Origin of the sequence: Streptomyces sp. NPDC004134 (assembly GCF_042874195.1) — a bacterium.
Taxonomy (GTDB): Bacteria; Actinomycetota; Actinomycetes; order Streptomycetales; family Streptomycetaceae; genus Streptomyces.
Map to the genome: position 1 here is coordinate 51,919 of NZ_JBIAMS010000001.1, position 16,385 is coordinate 68,303.

Annotated in this window: 15 protein-coding genes, 1 pseudogene and 1 riboswitch; of the genes and pseudogenes, 8 read left to right on the forward strand and 8 right to left on the reverse strand. The window is 74.8% G+C overall.

The window, feature by feature from the left end; all coding sequences use genetic code 11:
* Positions 1-81: 81 nt before the first annotated feature.
* Entirely contained in the window at positions 82-501 is a 420-nt protein-coding gene (locus tag ACFYVJ_RS00190) for a very short patch repair endonuclease (RefSeq protein ID WP_388884847.1), read from the reverse strand.
* Positions 502-608: 107 nt separating this feature from the next.
* On the reverse strand, positions 609-1,457 hold the full coding sequence (locus ACFYVJ_RS00195) for an SAM-dependent methyltransferase (protein ID WP_388884849.1): 849 nt from the start codon (positions 1,455-1,457) through the stop codon (positions 609-611).
* Between the two features lie 400 nt (positions 1,458-1,857).
* Between ACFYVJ_RS00195 and ACFYVJ_RS00200 the strand changes: the two genes are divergently transcribed.
* Complete coding sequence (locus ACFYVJ_RS00200; RefSeq protein WP_388884851.1) at positions 1,858-2,067, forward strand: hypothetical protein; 210 nt, start codon at positions 1,858-1,860, stop codon at positions 2,065-2,067.
* Here the strand turns inward: ACFYVJ_RS00200 and ACFYVJ_RS00205 are convergent.
* The gene (locus ACFYVJ_RS00205; RefSeq protein WP_388884853.1) at positions 2,055-3,227 is read right to left on the reverse strand and encodes a MarR family transcriptional regulator; all 1,173 of its coding nucleotides are present in this window, start codon (positions 3,225-3,227) and stop codon (positions 2,055-2,057) included. The genes ACFYVJ_RS00200 and ACFYVJ_RS00205 overlap by 13 nt on opposite strands.
* Before the next feature lie 189 nt (positions 3,228-3,416).
* On the opposite strand from ACFYVJ_RS00205, the gene ACFYVJ_RS00210 reads away from it, so the two are divergent.
* Both ACFYVJ_RS00210 and ACFYVJ_RS00215 read left to right on the forward strand, forming a co-directional pair.
* The gene (locus ACFYVJ_RS00210; protein WP_388884855.1) at positions 3,417-6,551 is read left to right on the forward strand and encodes a BTAD domain-containing putative transcriptional regulator; all 3,135 of its coding nucleotides are present in this window, start codon (positions 3,417-3,419) and stop codon (positions 6,549-6,551) included.
* Positions 6,552-6,767: 216 nt separating this feature from the next.
* On the forward strand, positions 6,768-7,775 hold the full coding sequence (locus ACFYVJ_RS00215; RefSeq protein ID WP_388884857.1) for a hypothetical protein: 1,008 nt from the start codon (positions 6,768-6,770) through the stop codon (positions 7,773-7,775).
* A gap of 82 nt (positions 7,776-7,857) precedes the next feature.
* Here the strand turns inward: ACFYVJ_RS00215 and ACFYVJ_RS00220 are convergent, their stop codons facing one another.
* Positions 7,858-8,913, reverse strand: coding sequence for a hypothetical protein (locus ACFYVJ_RS00220; RefSeq protein WP_388884859.1), 1,056 nt, complete (start codon positions 8,911-8,913; stop codon positions 7,858-7,860).
* A 42-nt stretch (positions 8,914-8,955) separates the two neighbouring features.
* Here ACFYVJ_RS00220 and ACFYVJ_RS00225 point away from each other — a divergent pair.
* A pseudogene (locus ACFYVJ_RS00225) lies at positions 8,956-9,207 on the forward strand (response regulator transcription factor); the annotation flags it as partial.
* A 72-nt stretch (positions 9,208-9,279) separates the two neighbouring features.
* Here ACFYVJ_RS00225 and ACFYVJ_RS00230 read toward each other — a convergent pair.
* Positions 9,280-9,861 carry a rhodanese-like domain-containing protein gene (locus tag ACFYVJ_RS00230; RefSeq protein ID WP_388884861.1) on the reverse strand — a complete coding sequence of 194 codons (582 nt, stop codon included), beginning with the start codon at positions 9,859-9,861 and terminating at the stop codon, positions 9,280-9,282.
* Between the two features lie 83 nt (positions 9,862-9,944).
* Here ACFYVJ_RS00230 and ACFYVJ_RS00235 point away from each other — a divergent pair, with 83 nt between their 5' ends.
* The gene (locus ACFYVJ_RS00235; protein ID WP_047017838.1) at positions 9,945-10,232 is read left to right on the forward strand and encodes a metal-sensitive transcriptional regulator; all 288 of its coding nucleotides are present in this window, start codon (positions 9,945-9,947) and stop codon (positions 10,230-10,232) included.
* Between the two features lie 18 nt (positions 10,233-10,250).
* On the opposite strand, the gene ACFYVJ_RS00240 is transcribed toward ACFYVJ_RS00235, so the two are convergent.
* Positions 10,251-10,997: a TSUP family transporter gene (locus ACFYVJ_RS00240; protein WP_388884864.1), complete on the reverse strand. Its 747-nt coding sequence runs from the start codon at positions 10,995-10,997 to the stop codon at positions 10,251-10,253.
* A gap of 70 nt (positions 10,998-11,067) precedes the next feature.
* Positions 11,068-12,429, reverse strand: a complete 1,362-nt coding sequence (locus ACFYVJ_RS00245; RefSeq protein ID WP_388884866.1) for a rhodanese-like domain-containing protein — start codon at positions 12,427-12,429, stop codon at positions 11,068-11,070.
* A 197-nt stretch (positions 12,430-12,626) separates the two neighbouring features.
* On the opposite strand from ACFYVJ_RS00245, the gene ACFYVJ_RS00250 reads away from it, so the two are divergent.
* Positions 12,627-13,040, forward strand: a complete 414-nt coding sequence (locus tag ACFYVJ_RS00250; RefSeq protein WP_388884868.1) for a DUF302 domain-containing protein — start codon at positions 12,627-12,629, stop codon at positions 13,038-13,040.
* Here the strand turns inward: ACFYVJ_RS00250 and ACFYVJ_RS00255 are convergent.
* Positions 13,015-14,544 (reverse strand): SDR family oxidoreductase, encoded by a 1,530-nt coding sequence (locus tag ACFYVJ_RS00255; RefSeq protein WP_388884870.1) that lies wholly within the window; start codon positions 14,542-14,544, stop codon positions 13,015-13,017. The genes ACFYVJ_RS00250 and ACFYVJ_RS00255 overlap by 26 nt on opposite strands.
* Before the next feature lie 358 nt (positions 14,545-14,902).
* A riboswitch (cyclic di-AMP (ydaO/yuaA leader) is annotated at positions 14,903-15,065 on the forward strand.
* Positions 15,066-15,073: 8 nt separating this feature from the next.
* On the opposite strand from ACFYVJ_RS00255, the gene ACFYVJ_RS00260 reads away from it, so the two are divergent.
* Together ACFYVJ_RS00260 and ACFYVJ_RS00265 are read left to right on the forward strand one after the other, a co-directional pair.
* Complete coding sequence (locus ACFYVJ_RS00260; RefSeq protein ID WP_388884872.1) at positions 15,074-15,838, forward strand: peptidoglycan DD-metalloendopeptidase family protein; 765 nt, start codon at positions 15,074-15,076, stop codon at positions 15,836-15,838.
* A gap of 151 nt (positions 15,839-15,989) precedes the next feature.
* On the forward strand, positions 15,990-16,370 hold the full coding sequence (locus ACFYVJ_RS00265; protein ID WP_388884874.1) for a nuclear transport factor 2 family protein: 381 nt from the start codon (positions 15,990-15,992) through the stop codon (positions 16,368-16,370).
* Positions 16,371-16,385: the final 15 nt, after the last annotated feature.

Below are 16,385 nucleotides of genomic sequence, written 5' to 3' on the forward strand. Positions count from 1 at the left end.
GAAAGTGTAACCGGGCGACGGTCGGTGCGTGGCAGCCGGTGGAGACTTCCACCGAAGCCGTCCTCCGCCACGTCCGGGGAGCTATGCCTTGCGCCGGGACCGCACCAAGGCGGCGATCCGATCGGACGCCTCGTCTGCGTCCTCGTGCTCCCAGACACGCACCGAAGCCCAGCCGGCCCGGGCGAGACGCGCATCGGTGTCGACGTCCCGGGCCCGATTCTTCTCGATCTTCTCGCGCCAGAACTTTGCATTGTTCTTCGGCCAAGTCGCGTGTTCGGGGCACCCGTGCCAGAAGCAGCCGTCGACGAAAACGGCGACGCGCGCAGGACCGAAGAGAATGTCGGCCTCGCGGCGCACGCCTTTGAGCGGGCGGCGGTGGACCCGGTAGCGCAGCCCTGCGGCATGGAGTGTCCGGCGGACTGCAATCTCGATGTCCGTGTCGCGACTCCGCTGCTTGCTCATTCTCGCGCGGGTCTTCGCTGTCGTCTCCAGGTCGCCCATGGACCCCATCCTGCCGCGACGTGCGGGGCCGCGCCGACTCTCGACCCCCGTGGAAATTGCGCGCGGCGGACCCGGCGGGGTCCGCCGGGTCCGGGTCTGGGGTCTGGTCAGGGCTTGCGGAGGAGACCGCCGTACTCGTACAGCCTGTTGCTCTCCTTCGTGATGCCCACGTACTCCTTCAGCTCCGGCGGGACCGGCGGGAGCGGCGGCTGGGACGGGTCCGGGCGCCACTCGGCCAGGTTCACCATGCCCGGGGAGACCGGCTCCAGGCCGTCGGTGAAGGCGTCCACCTGCTGCGGGGTGCGGGTCTGCCACGGGACGCGGTTGTTGTTCATGTACTCGGACGTGACCCGGGCGTGCTCCTCGTCGTCGGTGACGACCTGGGAGATCGCGAGGTAACTGCCCGGCGCGGACCGGTCGATGATGGTACGCAGGATGGTGCGCGGGTCGTCGGCGTCGACCAAGTGGTGGGGCACGGAGAGGAAGAGGATGGCCAGCGGCTCGTTGAAGTCGATGAGCCGCTGGAGGTCCGGATGGCCGAGGACGACCTCCTGGTCGCGCATGTCGGCCGTGATCACCACGGTGGAGTCGTCGTCGGCGAGCAGCGCGCGGCCGTGGGCGAGGACGATGGGGTCGATGTCGACGTAGACGACGTTGGCGGACTTGTCGATCTCCTGCGCCACCTGGTGCACGTTGTTGTTCGTGGGCAGGCCGCAGCCCATGTCGATGAACTGCCGGATCCCGGCCTCGTGCGCGAGGTAGCGCACCGCGCGGTAGAGGAAGAGCCGGTTCTGCCGGGTGATGTCGACGCCCTCGGGGAACCGCGGCAGCCCGGCGCGAATCATGTCGCGGTCGACCTCGTAGTTGTCCTTGCCGCCCAGCATCCAGTCGTAGGCGCGGGCCGAGGTGGGGCGGTCGGTCGGAATGCCGGGTATCGCGGGTCCTTCGTCAGGCATGACTGCCCACTCTCCTCGTCTTGTCACGGCCGAACATACCTACGTACGGCGGGAGTTGAGACTATCCGCTCCCGTCCACCCGGACCACCGGGACTCGGCCCGCGCTCAAGGCCCCCGCCCGGCGCCACGGGCGGGCGCCGGCGGGAGGGCGCGGGAGGCGGCGGAAGACGGGGACGGGCGGGGTGGTGCCGCGCAGCGGGCGCGGGGCGTTGACCGGGGGGGTTTGCGGTGGGGAGCAAAGGGGTCGTCCGCGGGGGTCCCACCGGGCGATGGTGGTGACCGCAACGCGGAGGGCCGGGTGGACACGGCCCGGTCCGCCGCGTTGCACCCCGTGCAGGTCCGTACGGGGACTGCAAGATGGGGGATTCGTACCGTGCGCAGGAAGATGAAGGCTTCTGCCGTGGCGAAGAGGGTCTGGGGCCAGTCGGCCACGGCCTCCGGCGCACAGCAGACCGGGGTCGACGGGATCACCGGGCGGGGCGGGGTGGTGCTGCGGCTGCCGCTGCCGGGCGTGGCGGGGGGCCGCGGGGGCGACGAGCCCGCCGGCACCCCCGGCACGGCGAACTGCGTCAGGGCACTGCCATCCGGTTCCGCCACTCATCCGGGCTGATCGGTCCGGCCGCCCGCGGTCGCCCCGCAGCCGCACCGGATCCGCACAGCGGCGGGTCGCCGGGCCGGGCCCCGGGCCGTACTCCGGTCCGCGGTCCGGTCCGCGACCCGCCGGGCCGCCGCCGCGCCCGTCCCGCCCGGAGCACCCGGAGCACCCGACCCGCCGGACGCGCGCAGCACCGCCGCGCCCGCCGGGGTGAGGGTGTGCAGCACCGAGCCGCCGTCGCGGACCGTGGTGATCAGGCCCGCGTCGCGCAGCGTGCCCGCGTGCCGGCTGGCCGCGGAGGCGGAGACACCGGTGGCACGGGCGAGTTCACCCGTCGTCGCGCCATGCGCGGTGGCGTGCAGGACGGCCGCCCGGGCCCGGCCGAGGAGCGCGGCGAGCCGCTGCTCCGGGGGAAGGCCGGGACCGGGGGGTACGGGGGCCTGCCGGTGGTGGACCGGGTACCAGAGGACGGGCGGGAGTTCGGGGTCCGCGAGGCTCACGGGGGCGTCGGCTGCGAAGTACGACGGCACGAGCGTCAGACCCCGCCCGTCCAGGCGAAGGTCCCGGTCCACCCCGGCGGGGTAGCGCACCTCCAGCACCGGTGCGCGCCAGCGCATCGCCGGCGCGAGGCCGGCGAGCATCCCCTCCGCGCCGCCGTCCAGCAGCCCGCGGACGCGGGCGGTCCGCTCGGCTTCGAGCCGGGCCCAGATGTGGTCGGACCAGGGTTCGACGACGGCTTCGTAGTACGCGCGCAGGAGCCGTACGAACTCCCTGCGCTCCCCCGTCTCCGCCAGCTTCTGCGCCCACGCCGGGGCGCCGACCGTACGGGCGAGGCGGCCGACTTCGCCGCGCACCCGGCCCGGTGGCGCCGCGAGCAGCAGCTCCGCGCCTTCGCGGAACGACGTGACGGACTCGCCCGGCGCCTGACCGGGCGTCAGGAAGTCCGGGAAGTACCGCGCCCGCGGGTACAGCGGGAGGAGGGTCTCGCGCACCGCCCGCTCCAGGCCGCGCTCGCGCAGCATCCGGCGGGCCATGCGGTACCACGCGGCGTGCGCGTACCGGCCCCTGCTCGTCTGCAGCCGGTGCAGGCTGACGGCGATCTCCCAGAGGGGATCCGGCGCGTCGGCGAGGCGCGTTCTGGCCAGGTCGGCGTCGCGGAAGTGGATGCGGAGCATGATCGTCCCCCGATCGGTGGAACCCGGCCCCGCGCGCGCATCGGCGAGCGCGCGGCCGTTCCCCGAGTGACGGCCCCCGCGGCCGGTGACGTGATCCACGATGCGGAACGCACCTGGTGCGAACCTTGCAGGCACCTAGAATCCGCTGGTAGAGCCGCCGGGCGGGCGGCCAGGCAGACGAGGACGCGCATGGAGTTTCACCTGCTCGGCCGGATCGAGGCCGTGGCAGCCGACGGCCGTCCGGTCGACCTCGGGCCCGCGCGGCAGCGGAGCGTACTCGCCGCACTGCTGCTCGACGCCGGCCGCGCGGTGCCCACGGCGCAGCTCGTCCACCGGGTGTGGGGATACACCGCGCCGCAACGGGCCACGGAGACGCTGTACAGCTACCTGTCCCGGCTGCGCCGTGCCCTCACCGGCTCGCAGGCGGCCCTCGCCCGCAGCGCCGACGGCTACGAACTGACCGTCGGACCCGCCGACTCGGTGGACGTCCACCGCTTCCGCCTGCTCCTCACCCGGGCCCGCGCCGCGACGGCGACGGCCGATGGCGGGGCCGGGGCCGATGCCGGTGCCGGGGCCGCCGAACTCTTCCGCGAGGCGCTCGCGCTCTGGCGCGGCCTGCCGTTCCCCGGCGTCGACACCCCGTGGTTCAACGGCGTACGCGAAGCCCTCACCAAGGAGTTGCTCGCCGCGGAGCTGGACTGCGCCGACGTGCGGCTGCGCCTCGGCGACCACGCCGCGCTGCTCACCGAACTCGCCGCGCGCAGCGCCGCCCACCCGCTCGACGAGCGGCTGGCCGCCCAGTACATGACCGCCCTCTACCGCTGCGGCCGCCCCGCCGACGCGCTCGACCACTACCGGCGCATCCGCCGCCTGCTCGCCGAGGAGCTGGGCATCGATCCTGGCCGGCGGCTCCAGCAGGTGCACCAGGCGGTGCTGGGCGGCGACCCGGAGCTGAGCGTGCCGGAGTCCGCCCGGGCGGCCCCGGCCCGGCGGCCGGAGTCCACTCCGCCCGCCTGGCTGTCGCAGTGCCAACTGCCTCCTGCCGTACGGGGCTTCGCCGGCCGCACCGACCTCGTCACCCGCCTCGCGGAGCTGCTGGAGTCCCCCGACGCCGCGCCCGTCGTCGTCTCCGGCTCGCCGGGGGTCGGCAAGTCGGCGCTGGCCGTCCACCTCGGCCACCGGCTGCGGCAGGCGTTCCCCGACGGCCAGTGGTACGTACGGCTCCAGGGCACCCGCGAACGCCCCCGGGACCCCGCCGACGTCCTCGCCGGCCTGCTGCGCGTCTCCGGCGAGGACGCCGCCGCCGTCCCCGAGTCGCTGGAGGACCGCGCCGGGGCGTTCCGCGGCCGGGTCGCCGACCGCCGCGTGCTGCTGGTGCTCGACGACGCCGCGGACGCCGAGCAGGTACGCCCCCTGCTGCCCGGCACCGCGGGCGTCGCGGTGCTCGTCACCAGCCGCTCCGACCTGCGGGGCCTGACGGCCAGTCATGCGGCGCACCCCGTACCGCTGGACGTGCTGCGCCCCGGCGAGGCCGGGGACCTGCTCGCCGGCATCCTCGGCGAGCGGCGCGTCGCCGCCGAGCCCGCGGCGGCGGCGCGGCTGGCGGAGCTGTGCGCCCGGCTGCCGCTGGCGCTGCGGATCGGCGCGGCCAACCTGGCGGCGCGGCCCGGGCGTTCCCTGGAGGCGTACGCGGACGAGCTGGCCGGTGACGGGCGGCTGGCCAAGCTGTCCATCGCCGGCGACCGCGAGGCCGCGGTCCGTACCGCCTTCGACCACTCCTACGCCGCCCTGGAGCCGGCCGCCGCCCGGCTGTTCGGCCTGCTCGGGCTGCACCCGGGGCCGGACTTCACGGCGGCGTCGGCCGCCGCGCTGCTCGGCTGCCCGCCCGCCGCGGCCGAGGAGCCGCTGGACCGGCTGGCGACCGCGGGTCTGGTGCAGCACACGGGCGCCGACCGGTTCCAGTTCCACGACCTGCTGCGGCTGTACGCCGCCGAGCGGGCGGCCGCCGACCCGGACGCGGAGGCGGCGTGGCGGCGGCTGTGCGCCTGGTACCTGGACTCCGTGGACGCCGCCACGGCCTTCGACTTCGCCGGCTTCCCCCAGCTCCCCCGGCGGCGCCGCACGTCCGCCGGGTTCCGCACCGGGGCGCAGGCGCTCACCTGGCTCGACGCGGAGCGGGCCAACATCGTCGCCGTCGTCGGCCGCGCCGCCGCGTCGGGACCGTACGAGATCGCCTGGCAACTGACCGACCAACTGCGGATGTTCTTCTACTACTGCGGCCACCAGCCCGAATGGGACGCGGCGGCCACCGCCGGGCTGCGGGCGGCGGCGGAGTGCGGCGAGGTGGCGGCCCGCGGGGCGATGTACCACAGCCTGGGGCTGCTTCGGCAGAGCACCGGCGACTCCGACGCCGCCCTCGAAGCCCTGCACCGCGCACGGGACGACTACCGGGCCAGCGGCCTGGCGACCGGCGAGGCGGCCATTCTGGGCAACCTGTCCGTGCACGCGGGGCAGCGCGGTGAGATGCGTGAGGCCCTGCGCTTCCAGGAAGCCGGCATAGAGGTGATCCGTGGTCTCGACAAGCCGCTGCAACTGGGCAGGGCGCTCAACATCGTCGGCCTGATCCACGCGTACCTCGGCGAACTCGACCGCGGGCTCGACCGCACCACCGAGGCGATCGAGCTCTGCCTGCGCCGGGGGCAGCCGCCGCGCACCATCGCCCCGCTGATCAACCGCGCGCTGATCCACAGCTATCTGGGGCGGTACGAAGAGGCGCTGGCGGATGCCGCCGGGGCGCTGCGGCTGAGCCGGGAGCACCGCGCCCGCAAGCACGACGCCGGTGCCCACGGGGCCCTGGCCGGCGCCCACCTCGGCAGGGGCCGCCCCGACCTCGCCGAGTCCCATGCCGAGCAAGCGCTCAGGGCCGCCCGCGAGGTCGGTGACCCGAGCCAGGAGGTGGACGCCCTGATCGCCCTCGCGACCGTCCAGGGCCTCGGCGGCCACCTCACCCCGGCCACGGACCACCTCACGGCGGCCCTGGCCGTCACCCGCCGCTGCGGCTTCCGCCACCAGCAGGCCGAAGCCCACGCCGCCCTGGCCCCCCTCCACCTCGCCCGCGGCGAGGTGGCCACGGCCGCGGACCACGCCGAACTCGCCCTGGCCACGGCCCGCGAACTGGACCTCCCCCTCACCGCCCACCGCGCCCTGACGGCCCTGGCGGCGACAGCCCACGCGGCGAACGCCCCCGACAGGGCCGCCCGCCACACGGCCGAAGCCCACCGCATCGAACAGCAAACGGGCTACCACCCGCCCCCGAACCCCTGACCCGGGGAAGGTGGTTCGGCGGTTCCCGTACGGGGCGGGGGTGATTACCCGTGATTAGCTTGCGGGTTGCCTTGACGGCCTTCGGAGGGTGGCGGCACAGTCCCGGTAATACGCATTAGCCGCCGCCCTTCTCGGTCCCGCTCCCGCCGCTCGTGCGTATGAGCAGTACGCGTCGCGCGCAGCCGCCCACCCCCCGCAGCCGACAGAGGAGCCCCCATGACACTCGACCGCCGCCGCTTCCTGCGCACCGCCTCCGCCGCGTCCGCCGCCACCGCCGGCGGCGGCCTGATCGCCCTCGGCAGGGCCGGCGCCGCCCCGGCGGCCGCCGCGCCCGGAGGGTTCCCCGACTACCGGTACGTGCGCACGCTGCTGGTCCCCGGGCAGCTCTCGTACAACCCCAGCGGCGAGATCATCTTCCCCTGCGTCCGCGGCGTCTACGACCGCCTCTCCGCCCCGCTCGGCCGCTACTACCTCTACTACGCCCCCCACGAGAACCCCGGCGGCATCTGCCTCGCCTACGGCGACTCCCTGGAGGGGCCGTTCACCGAGTACCCGCGCAACCCGGTCGTCGGCAACGTCTGGTCCCCGCACTACAGCGTCAGCCACGTCTCCTCCCCCCACGTCATGTGGCACGCCGGGCGCCGCGAGCTGTGGCTCTACTTCCACGGCGAGAACAACACCACCCGCCTCGCCCGCTCCAAGGACGGCATCTCCTTCACGTACGACAAGACCGTGCTCACCACCGCGATGCTTCCCGCCGGCACCACCGAGACGTCCTACGCCCGCGTCTTCCCGTACGAACTGCCGGGCCGCGGCGCCCACTACGTCATGCTCTTCATGCGCAACGACCGCAGCAACCACCGCGACATCGGCTGGGGCTGGTCGGCCGACGGCCGCACCTGGACGTTCGACCCCGCGCCGCTCATCGACCACGCCGCCGTCGGCGCCTCCGACGTCTCCGGCGCGCATCTGCTGGAGCGGGGCGGCAGCGCGTACGTCGTCTACCACACGGACAAGGGCAGCGGCGGGAACATCCTGATCACCGAGGTCGGCGCCGACTTCTCCCGCCGCAGCCACCTCGGCGTGTTCTACGACTCCCGCACCACGGGCCCCGAGAACGGCCGCGCCGCGGCCCCGGCGTTCGGCACCGACCGCGGCGTGCCGTACATGATCTACGAGGCCGGCGAACGCCTCTCCGGCGTCATCGCCATGGCCCGCGGCTGACCCGCGGCGGCGGGGACAGCGGGGACAGCGGGGACAGCGGGGACAGCGGGGGCGGCGAGGGCAGCAGGGGCGGGCGGGGCGGCTACCGCAGCACCCGCACCGGGTCCCCGTCGCCGTCCACCGCCGTCACCTCGTACGGCGTCGTGCTGCCGTCGATCCCGTACTTCTCCAGGTCGGCGGCGAGATACCGGCCCTGCCCGCTGATCCGCCTGCCGTCGCCGAGGACGACCTCGATCCGCTCGACCTCCTGCGTGCCCGCGACCACGATCCAGTGCCGGTACGGGCCCTCATCGGCCGGGTCCGTGCGGTCCGACCAGGACGCCACCGCGGCGTCGCGCCACAGCGTGCCCGCCGCCTCGCCGCGGAAGACGAAACCGCCGCGGTCGCGGTCGTCCGAGGCGAGCATCCGCAGGTTCTCCTCGCCCGTGCCGAGGGTGAGGAGCGAACCGGTGCCGCCCGCGGGCAGTTCGCCCCGCCACAGCTCCGAGACGTACCAGAGGCCGGTCAGCGGCTCCCGCATCTCGCCGTGGTCGACGCAGGCCAGCCGGGACAGCAACCGGAGCTGCGCGGCGTCGAGTTCCCGCTCCCCCACACGCGGCCGGTCCCCGGGCGGCCGGCGCCCGGAGGCGTCCAGGGGTCGTACGTCGCCCTGCAGCAGGGCCCCGACGGGGCTGCGCCCGGAGCGTACGGCGTGGACGAGCCCGCGGTTCCGGTCGGCGACGACGCGCAGCCCGCAGCCGTCAGGGCCCGCCTCCGGTACGTCGAGCGCCACGCCGTCCGCGACCTCGACCGGCCGCCACCGCACGCCGTCCCCCGCAAGTACCGCGGCCTCGTAGCCCGTACGGGGCGCGCCGCCGCCCAGCCAGATGTCGCCGGGCCCGTCGGCGGGCCCGAGCAGCAGCGACCCGGCGGCGACCCGGGCGGGGGTCTCGTCGTCCGCCGCCGAGCCGATCGGGGTGACCCACTCCACCGCCCCGCCGCCCGCGGCGGGCCGCGCGTAGGCGCTGCCGAGGCCGGTCTCGTCGAGCAGGACGACGACGTCGCGGTCCCCGGCGCGGCCGGCGTGGACGACGGAGATCCCGCCGCGCGGGCGGTCGTCGGGGGGTTCCGCGCGCCAGGCGTCGGCGGCGCTGCGCACCAGGTCCTCGTCCGCGTCCGCGTAGTCCAGCACGGGGTTGGGGTCGTCGGCCGCTACGCCGCCCGCATCCGCCCCGCCGACGGCGGCACCCCGCGCGACATCCCGCTGACGCCGCGCGAACTCGAAGTCCTCCGCCTCATCGCCGACGGCCTGTCCAACGGCGAGATCGCCGCGGAGCTGCAGCTCAGCCACGAGACGGTCAAGACCTTCGTGTCCCGCATCCTCACCAAGCTCGATCTACGGGACCGGGTGCAGGCCGTCGTCTACGCGTACCGGCAGGGCCTGGTGACCTGACCCCGCTCGGGGCGGCCGCCCCGCCAAGCGGCCCCGGCGCTCCACGGCCCGCGTGCCCAGTGGCCCCCGTGCTCAGTGGCCGCGCAGCTCGGCGCGGGCGGCTTCGAGGTCGGCGGTGCGCGGGCGGTTGTGCGGGAGCTTGCCGAGGACGACCGCCATGCCGCAGGTGTTCGTCAGCGCCGAGAACACCAGACCGCCCGCGATGCCGGCCGAGATCAGCAGCAGCGCCGGGTGGACGAGGACGCCCAGGAGGAGGCCGAGGAGCACGACGCTCCCCGCGGTGAAGCGCACCTGGCGCTCCATGCTCCAGCCGGCCCGGGTGTCGCAGGCAGCGGGAGTGTGCAGGTCGTGCCCGGCCGCGGCCCAGGCGCCGGTGCCGCCCACGAGCGTGGCGGCGGTGATGCCCTCCCCGGCGAGCAGCTTGCAGGCGCTCTCGGAGCGGGCTCCGGAGGCGCAGACGACGAGGATGTCGCGGCGCTCGGCGGCGTGGCGTATGTCGTCCAGCGCGGCGCGCAGGTGGTCGAGCGGGATGTTCACGGCGCCTGGCAGGTGACCGGAGGCGTACTCGGCGGGGGTGCGCACGTCGACGACGACGAGTTCGCCGAGCCGGGTGCGGGCCTGGTCCGTGGCGAGGGTGGCGGGAATGCTGGTCATGGCGGGTGGTGTCCTTACTGTTCGACGTCGTCCCGGGCCGGGACGTACGATACCCACAGGGGTATTTTTTCCGAGGAGTGAGCGTGGAACTGGAGCTGGAGGGCGCGGACCTCAAGGCCGTGCTGAACCGCCTGCGCCGGGCCCAGGGCCAGATCTCCGGAGTGATCCGGATGATCGAGGAGGGGCGCGACTGCGAGGACGTCGTCACGCAACTCGCCGCGGCGTCCCGGGCCTTGGACCGGGCCGGGTTCGCGATCATCGCGACCGGGCTGCAGCAGTGCGTGACCGACATGGAGTCCGGCCGCAAGAACGGGGAGGACCCCGAGGCGATGCGCGCCCGGCTGGAGAAGCTGTTCCTGTCGCTGGCATGATCACTCCGCGCGGCCGGCTCACGCCACCGCGTCGATCAGCATGAACGCGGCCACCGCGAGCAGCGCGACGGCGAAGACCCGCTGCAGCGCGTCCCCGGAGACCCGGGCGGCGAGCCGCTTGCCGCCGGCCGCGGCGAGGACCGCGGCACCGGTGAACGGGCCGACGACCGCCCAGTCGAGATCCGCCACGGTGCCGGCGCGGGTGGCGAGGGCGGCGAGCGCGTTGACCGTGATGACGAGCAGGCTGGTGCCGACCGCCGCCTTCATCCGCATGCCGAGCACCCCGACCAGCGCAGGTACGGCGAGGAAGCCGCCGCCGACGCCCACGAACCCCGTGACCCCGCCGAGCCCGGCCCCCGCCGCGGCGGCCCGCCCGGGACGTACCGCGGGAGTGGCCTCCGCGCGCCGGCGGCATCGCAGCATGCACACCGCGGCCGCCCCGGCGACCACGGCGAAGGCCGCGGTCAGCGCCGCGCCGGGCACGTGGCCGGCGAGCGCCCCGCCGAGCATCGCGGGGCCGGCTCCGGCCGCCGCGAAGAGCAGGCCCGTACGCCACCGCACGTGGCCCTCGCGGGCGTGGGCGGCGAGCGCCGTGGCCGAGGTGAGGGCGACGATGACCAGGGCGGCGGAGGTCGCGGCCACGGGGCCGAAGCCGAGCAGGTAGATCAGCGCGGGCACGGCCAGGACGCTGCCGCCGCCGCCGAGCGCGCCGAGGGCGCCGCCGATGAGCGCGCCGGCGGCGAGGGCGAGTATGACGGCGGTCACGGGACGGCGCCGGTGGGGCGGGGCCCGTACACCGGGCGGCCGCCGGGGCGTATCGGGCGCCGGCGGGCGGTCACGGGGCGGTCCGTACGGGAAGTCCCGCCTTCGCGGCGGAGTCGAAGGAGTCGTCGACGGCGACGACGTCGCGGCCCGCGGCGTCCAGCAGGGAGGCGGCGATGGCGGCGCGCATGCCGCCGGCGCAGTGCACCCACACCTCACCGGCGGGGATCTCGGCCAGGCGTCCTGGCAGGGTGTGGATGGGGATGTGGACGGAGCCCTCGACGTGCCCGGCGGCGCGGCGCTCCGCGTCGCGGCGCACGTCCAGGACGACGGCGTCTGCCGCCGTACCGGCCAGGTCGGCGAAGGTGGCGCGGGGGAAGGAGGCCGGGGCCTCCCCGTCGCGCACCCAGTCGGCGGGCGTGCCGGTGGCCGCGGCGGCGGGGCGGTCGATGCCGACCCGTACCAGCTCGCGCTGGGCGTCGGCGAGCTGCGCGGCGGACTCGGCGAGCAGGGTGACGGGCTTGCCCCAGGGGATGAGCCAGGCGAGGTACGTGGCGAGCTGCCCGGCGGCCTCGAAGTTGAGCGAACCGGAGACGTGCCCCTCGGCGAAGGCGACGCGGTTGCGCAGGTCGACGACCCACTCCCCCGCGGCGAGCCGCTCGGCGATCTCCCGGGCCGCGGCGGGGGCGGGCGGGGTGAGGTCGACGGGGGCGGGACCCGCGGTGTTGGCGGGGCTCATGTGGACGTAGTACGCGGGGGTGTCGTCGAGCCCTGCGAGCAGGTCGGCGACGAAGGTGTCGACGTCGCGGGTGAGGGCGTCGTTGACGGCCTTCTCCCGGCCGATGGTGGTGTCGCTGCCGGTGGCCTGCGCGGAGGAGCAGAAGCTGCCGAACCCGTGGGTGGGCAGCACGGCGGTCTCCTCGGGCAGTTCGTCGGCGAGCCGCCGCGCGGAGGCGTGCTGCGCGCGGGCCAGGCCCTCGGTGAGCCGGGGCTCGACCAGGTCGGGGCGGCCGACGGTGCCGATGAGCAGGGAGCCGCCGCTGAAGACGGCGACGGCGGTGCCGTCCTCCTCCAGCACGTACGAGGTGTGGTGGGGCGTGTGCCCGGGGGTGGCCAGGGCCCGCAGGGCGAGGCGGCCGTCGATCTCCGTACGGTCCCCGTCGCGCACGGGTACGTGCCGGAAGGAGACGCGGGCGCCGGCGGGCACGAGGTAGGCGGCCCCGGTGACCCGGGCCAGCTCCAGGCCCCCGGTGACGTAGTCGTTGTGCACGTGCGTCTCGACGACGTACGAGATCCGCACCCCGCGCCGCGCGGCGGCGGCGAGCACGCGGTCGATGTCGCGCGGAGGGTCGACGGCGACGGCGGTGTGCTCACCGCCGGCGAGATAACTGCGGTTGCCGAGCCCCGGCACCTCGATCGTGTCGACGAAGAACACGACGTACTCCCTTCCAGTGGCTAATTACCCCGGGGGGTATATCAGCGACCGTAGCATAATTACCCGGGGGGGTATTTTGGGAGGCGGGGAACACCCCGGGAGAACGGCCTGCCGGGACCGCGCCGGCGCCCGGACACCGCCCCTCGCCCCGTGCCCCACACACCACGCGCCGACCATCGGAAGGGCAGCCGACCGCCATGCGCTACGACCGCACCGTGCACCTCGACACCGACTTCACCACCGCCGTCGCCCGCACCCGCGACGCCCTCGCGGCGCAGGGCTTCGGCATCCTCACCGAGATCGACGTCACCGCCACCCTGAAGGCGAAGCTCGGCCACGACATGGAGGACTACGTCATCCTCGGCGCCTGCAACCCGCCCCTCGCCCGCCGCGCCCTGGACGCCGACCGCTCGATCGGTCTGCTGCTCCCCTGCAACGTCGTCGTCCGCCGCGACGGCGACCGCACCGCCGTACAGGCCCTCGACCCCGGCACGATGGTCACCCTCACCGGACTCGACGCGCTGCGCCCGGTCGCGGAGGAGGCGACCGCACGCCTCGACGCGGCGCTCGCCGCGCTCGCGCCGCTCACCGGGGCCGGGGAGACGGACTGACGCCCGCGCCCCTGGCGGCGGCCCGGGTGATGTTGCGGGCCATGCCGCCGAAGACGACGTGGTGGAAGGGGAACACCGACCACCAGTAGGCGTGCCCGAGGAGGCCGCGGGGGTGGAACAGGGCGCGCTGCCGGTACCGGGTACGGCCCGCGGCGTCCCGCTCGGCGTACATCTCCAGCCACGCCAGCCCCGGCATCCGCATCTCCGCCCGGAGCCGCAGCAGGTGCCCGGGCTCGATCTCCTCGACGCGCCAGAAGTCCAGCGAGTCGCCGGCCCGCAGCCGCTCGGCGTCGCGCCGCCCGCGGCGCAGGCCGACGCCGCCGGCGAACCGGTCGAGCCAGCCCCTGACCGCCCAGGCGAGCGGGAAGGAGTACCAGCCGTTGTCCCCGCCGATGCCCTCGATCACCTTCCAGAGCTCGTCGGGGGGTACGTCGACGGAGAGCCGGCGTTCGTCCTCGTAGAGGCTGCCGCCCGCCCAGTCCGGGTCGGTGGGCAGCGGGTCGCTGGGCGCACCGGGCACGGCGGCGGACGACCACCGGGTGGCGACGCGCGCCTCGCCCACCCGGCGCAGCGCCAGGGCCAGCGCCTCGCCGAAGGGCAGCGGGCGCCCCGGCAGGTCGGGCACGTACCGGGCGATGTCGTGCTCGCGGCAGACGACCTCGTGGCGCAGCGACTCGGTGAGGGGGCGGGCGAGGGCGGCGGGCACGGGGGTGACGAGCCCGATCCAGTGGCTGGACAGCCGCGGGGTGAGGACCGGCACCGGCAGGATGAGCCGCTTGCGCAGCCCCGCCGTGGCGGCGTAGCGGCGCATCATCTCCCGGTACGTCAGGACGTCGGGCCCGCCGATGTCGAAGGCCCGGTCGACGTCCGGGGGCATGGCGGCGGCGCCGACCAGGTAGCGCAGCACGTCGCGGACGCCGATGGGCTGGGTGCGCGTGTTCACCCACCGGGGGGTGACCATGACCGGCAACCGCTCGGTCAGATAGCGCAGCATCTCGAACGACGCCGACCCCGAACCGATCACGACCGCGGCCCGCAGCACGGTGGCGGGCACGGCCCCCTCCAGAAAGATCCGCCCGACCTCGGCCCGGGACCGCAGGTGCGGGGACAGGGACGCCTCCGGCACCCCCCGCGGCGTAAGGCCGCCCAGATACACGATGCGCCGCACCCCGGCGGCATCCGCCTCCCGGGCGAAGACGCGGGCCGCCCGCCGGTCGGTCTCCTCGAACCCGCCGCCGGAGCCGAGGGCGTGCACCAGGTAGTACGCGACATCGATCCCGCGCAGGGCGGCACCCACGGACTCCTCGTCCGTGACGTCCCCGCGCACGACCTCGACGTCCCCGGCCCAGGGATGGTCGCGGAGCTTGCCGGGCGTACGGGCCAGGCACCGCACCCGGTGCCCGGCCGCGAGCAGCTCCGGCACCAGCCGCCCGCCGATATACCCGGACGCCCCGGTGACCAGGCACGTCAGCGTTTCGGAGGTGGGCTGGCCATCGGTGTCCATGATCGATTCCTTCGGAGGGGCCGGTCGTCACCGCGTGCGGGCAGTACGACTCCATGATCACGTCGAAGGGGCCGCGGCGCGCGGCAACGTGGCCCGGACAGCGGCCGGGACAGGCATGTGAACGCATCACCACCCGCCACGCCCTTTGTCGGAGACCGACGGGCAAATGAGCGCTTGCCCGGGTCTGGCGGCTGCACGACGTCAACTCGCCGCGACGCGGAGTCAATTATTCCGCGGGAGCGCGTGACCCCCTTGCCGTCGAACACATGATCCCCCTAGCGTGGCTGCCCGTTCGAAAGGCGAACACCCGCTGCGCGCCGGACCGCCGAATCCTGCCCCCGGCGCCGCGGTACCTGCCGATCAGCTCGCACCGCCGGGCAGGAGCGGGGGACCCACGGGTCCGGCCCCCGCCGGACCGCGCCGTCCCTGCGACGGCTCGGGGTGAGGTCCGCCGAAGCCGGCGGCCGGGCAGCTCCAGCCCGAACCCGACAGCTCACCTCGCAGGCGTCCGGAGAAAGAGGCCCGTACGATGTCATCCCCTCACGGCCGCCACCGCGCGGCGCGCCGCCCCGGCAGCGCCCGCAAACTCGCCACCCGCGCCTCGGCGGCGGGCGCCACCCTCGCCCTGCCGGTCATCGGCGCGTCCGCCGCCTTCGCGGAAGAGGACACCACCTACACCGTCACCTCCGGCGACACCCTCTCCGTCATCGCGGCGGAGCAGGACGTCGACGGTGGCTGGAAGACGCTGTACGAGAACAACAGAGCCGTCATCGGCGAGGACCCGAACCTGATCTCCCCCGGCATGGACCTCTCCCTCGACGGCCCCGCCGACGGCCCGGGCACCAACGCCGACAACGCCTCCTACGGCACCGCCACCGCCGCGCCCGACCCGACGGCCGTCATGCCCGTGGACGGCAGCACCCCCACGGCCGGCTACGAGGCGTCGGGCGCGAACTGGCAGAACGGCCACACCGGCCAGGACTGGTCCGTCCCGGTCGGCACGACGGTCAAGGCCGCGGCCAAGGGAACCGTCGTGGAAGCAGGCTGGGACGACTCGTTCGGCTACCAGATCGTCATCAGACACGGCGACGGGGACTACACCCACTACGCCCACCTCTCGCAGATGGACGTCTCCGAGGGCACCGCGGTCGGCATGGGAGACCGCATCGCCCGATCCGGCGCCACGGGCAACGTCACGGGCCCGCACCTGCACTTCGAGGTCCGCACGACACCGGACTACGGCTCCGCCAAGAACCCCCTCACCTGGCTCACCAACCACGGCGTAACCACCTGACGCGACCCGGGACGGTCGGGGCGGGCCTCCAGGGGCCCGCCTCACCTCGCCACCCCTCACCTCGCCACCCCTTTCCTGCCGGCACCGGGCAGAATCTGCCATCAGCAGAAGGGGAGACGTCTCCGGCACCGGGACCCGTCATGCTGGGCAGATGCCGAACGACGATCACACCGAAAGCCTCCGCGCGGCCGAACGACGCCTTCAGGCGGCCCAGCTCGCCTCCGACGTCGACGTAATGGGCGAACTGCTGGACGACGCGGGACGGTTCACCGGTCCCGACGGACGCCTCTACTCGAAGGGCGACGACCTGGAAGCCCACCGGACCGGCCACCAGGTGCTGACCGGCCTTGAGGAAGAAGACCTCCGGGTGTTCGCTACGGCGCACACCGGAGTCACCTGGTTCCTCGGCACGCTGGAGGGCTCCGTCGGCGGGCAGCCGCTGCGTGCCCGGATGCGCTACACCCGGACCTGGAGCCGCGACCGGGCAGGCTGGAGGATCATCGCGGCGCACGCCGGCTTCGTCACCGAATGATCCCGTCGGCCGGGG

What these genes read in the sequence shown, in the direction of transcription:
- ACFYVJ_RS00250 (WP_388884868.1), top strand. Translation starts at nt 12,627, where the DNA reads ATGCGCTACGACCGCACCGTGCACCTCGACACCGACTTCACCACCGCC.
- ACFYVJ_RS00195 (WP_388884849.1), bottom strand. Translation starts at nt 1,457, where the DNA reads ATGCCTGACGAAGGACCCGCGATACCCGGCATTCCGACCGACCGCCCC.
- ACFYVJ_RS00190 (WP_388884847.1), bottom strand. Translation starts at nt 501, where the DNA reads ATGGGCGACCTGGAGACGACAGCGAAGACCCGCGCGAGAATGAGCAAG.
- ACFYVJ_RS00230 (WP_388884861.1), bottom strand. Translation starts at nt 9,861, where the DNA reads ATGACCAGCATTCCCGCCACCCTCGCCACGGACCAGGCCCGCACCCGG.
- ACFYVJ_RS00205 (WP_388884853.1), bottom strand. Translation starts at nt 3,227, where the DNA reads ATGCTCCGCATCCACTTCCGCGACGCCGACCTGGCCAGAACGCGCCTC.
- ACFYVJ_RS00265 (WP_388884874.1), top strand. Translation starts at nt 15,990, where the DNA reads ATGCCGAACGACGATCACACCGAAAGCCTCCGCGCGGCCGAACGACGC.
- ACFYVJ_RS00210 (WP_388884855.1), top strand. Translation starts at nt 3,417, where the DNA reads ATGGAGTTTCACCTGCTCGGCCGGATCGAGGCCGTGGCAGCCGACGGC.
- ACFYVJ_RS00215 (WP_388884857.1), top strand. Translation starts at nt 6,768, where the DNA reads ATGACACTCGACCGCCGCCGCTTCCTGCGCACCGCCTCCGCCGCGTCC.
- ACFYVJ_RS00260 (WP_388884872.1), top strand. Translation starts at nt 15,074, where the DNA reads ATGTCATCCCCTCACGGCCGCCACCGCGCGGCGCGCCGCCCCGGCAGC.
- ACFYVJ_RS00255 (WP_388884870.1), bottom strand. Translation starts at nt 14,544, where the DNA reads ATGGACACCGATGGCCAGCCCACCTCCGAAACGCTGACGTGCCTGGTC.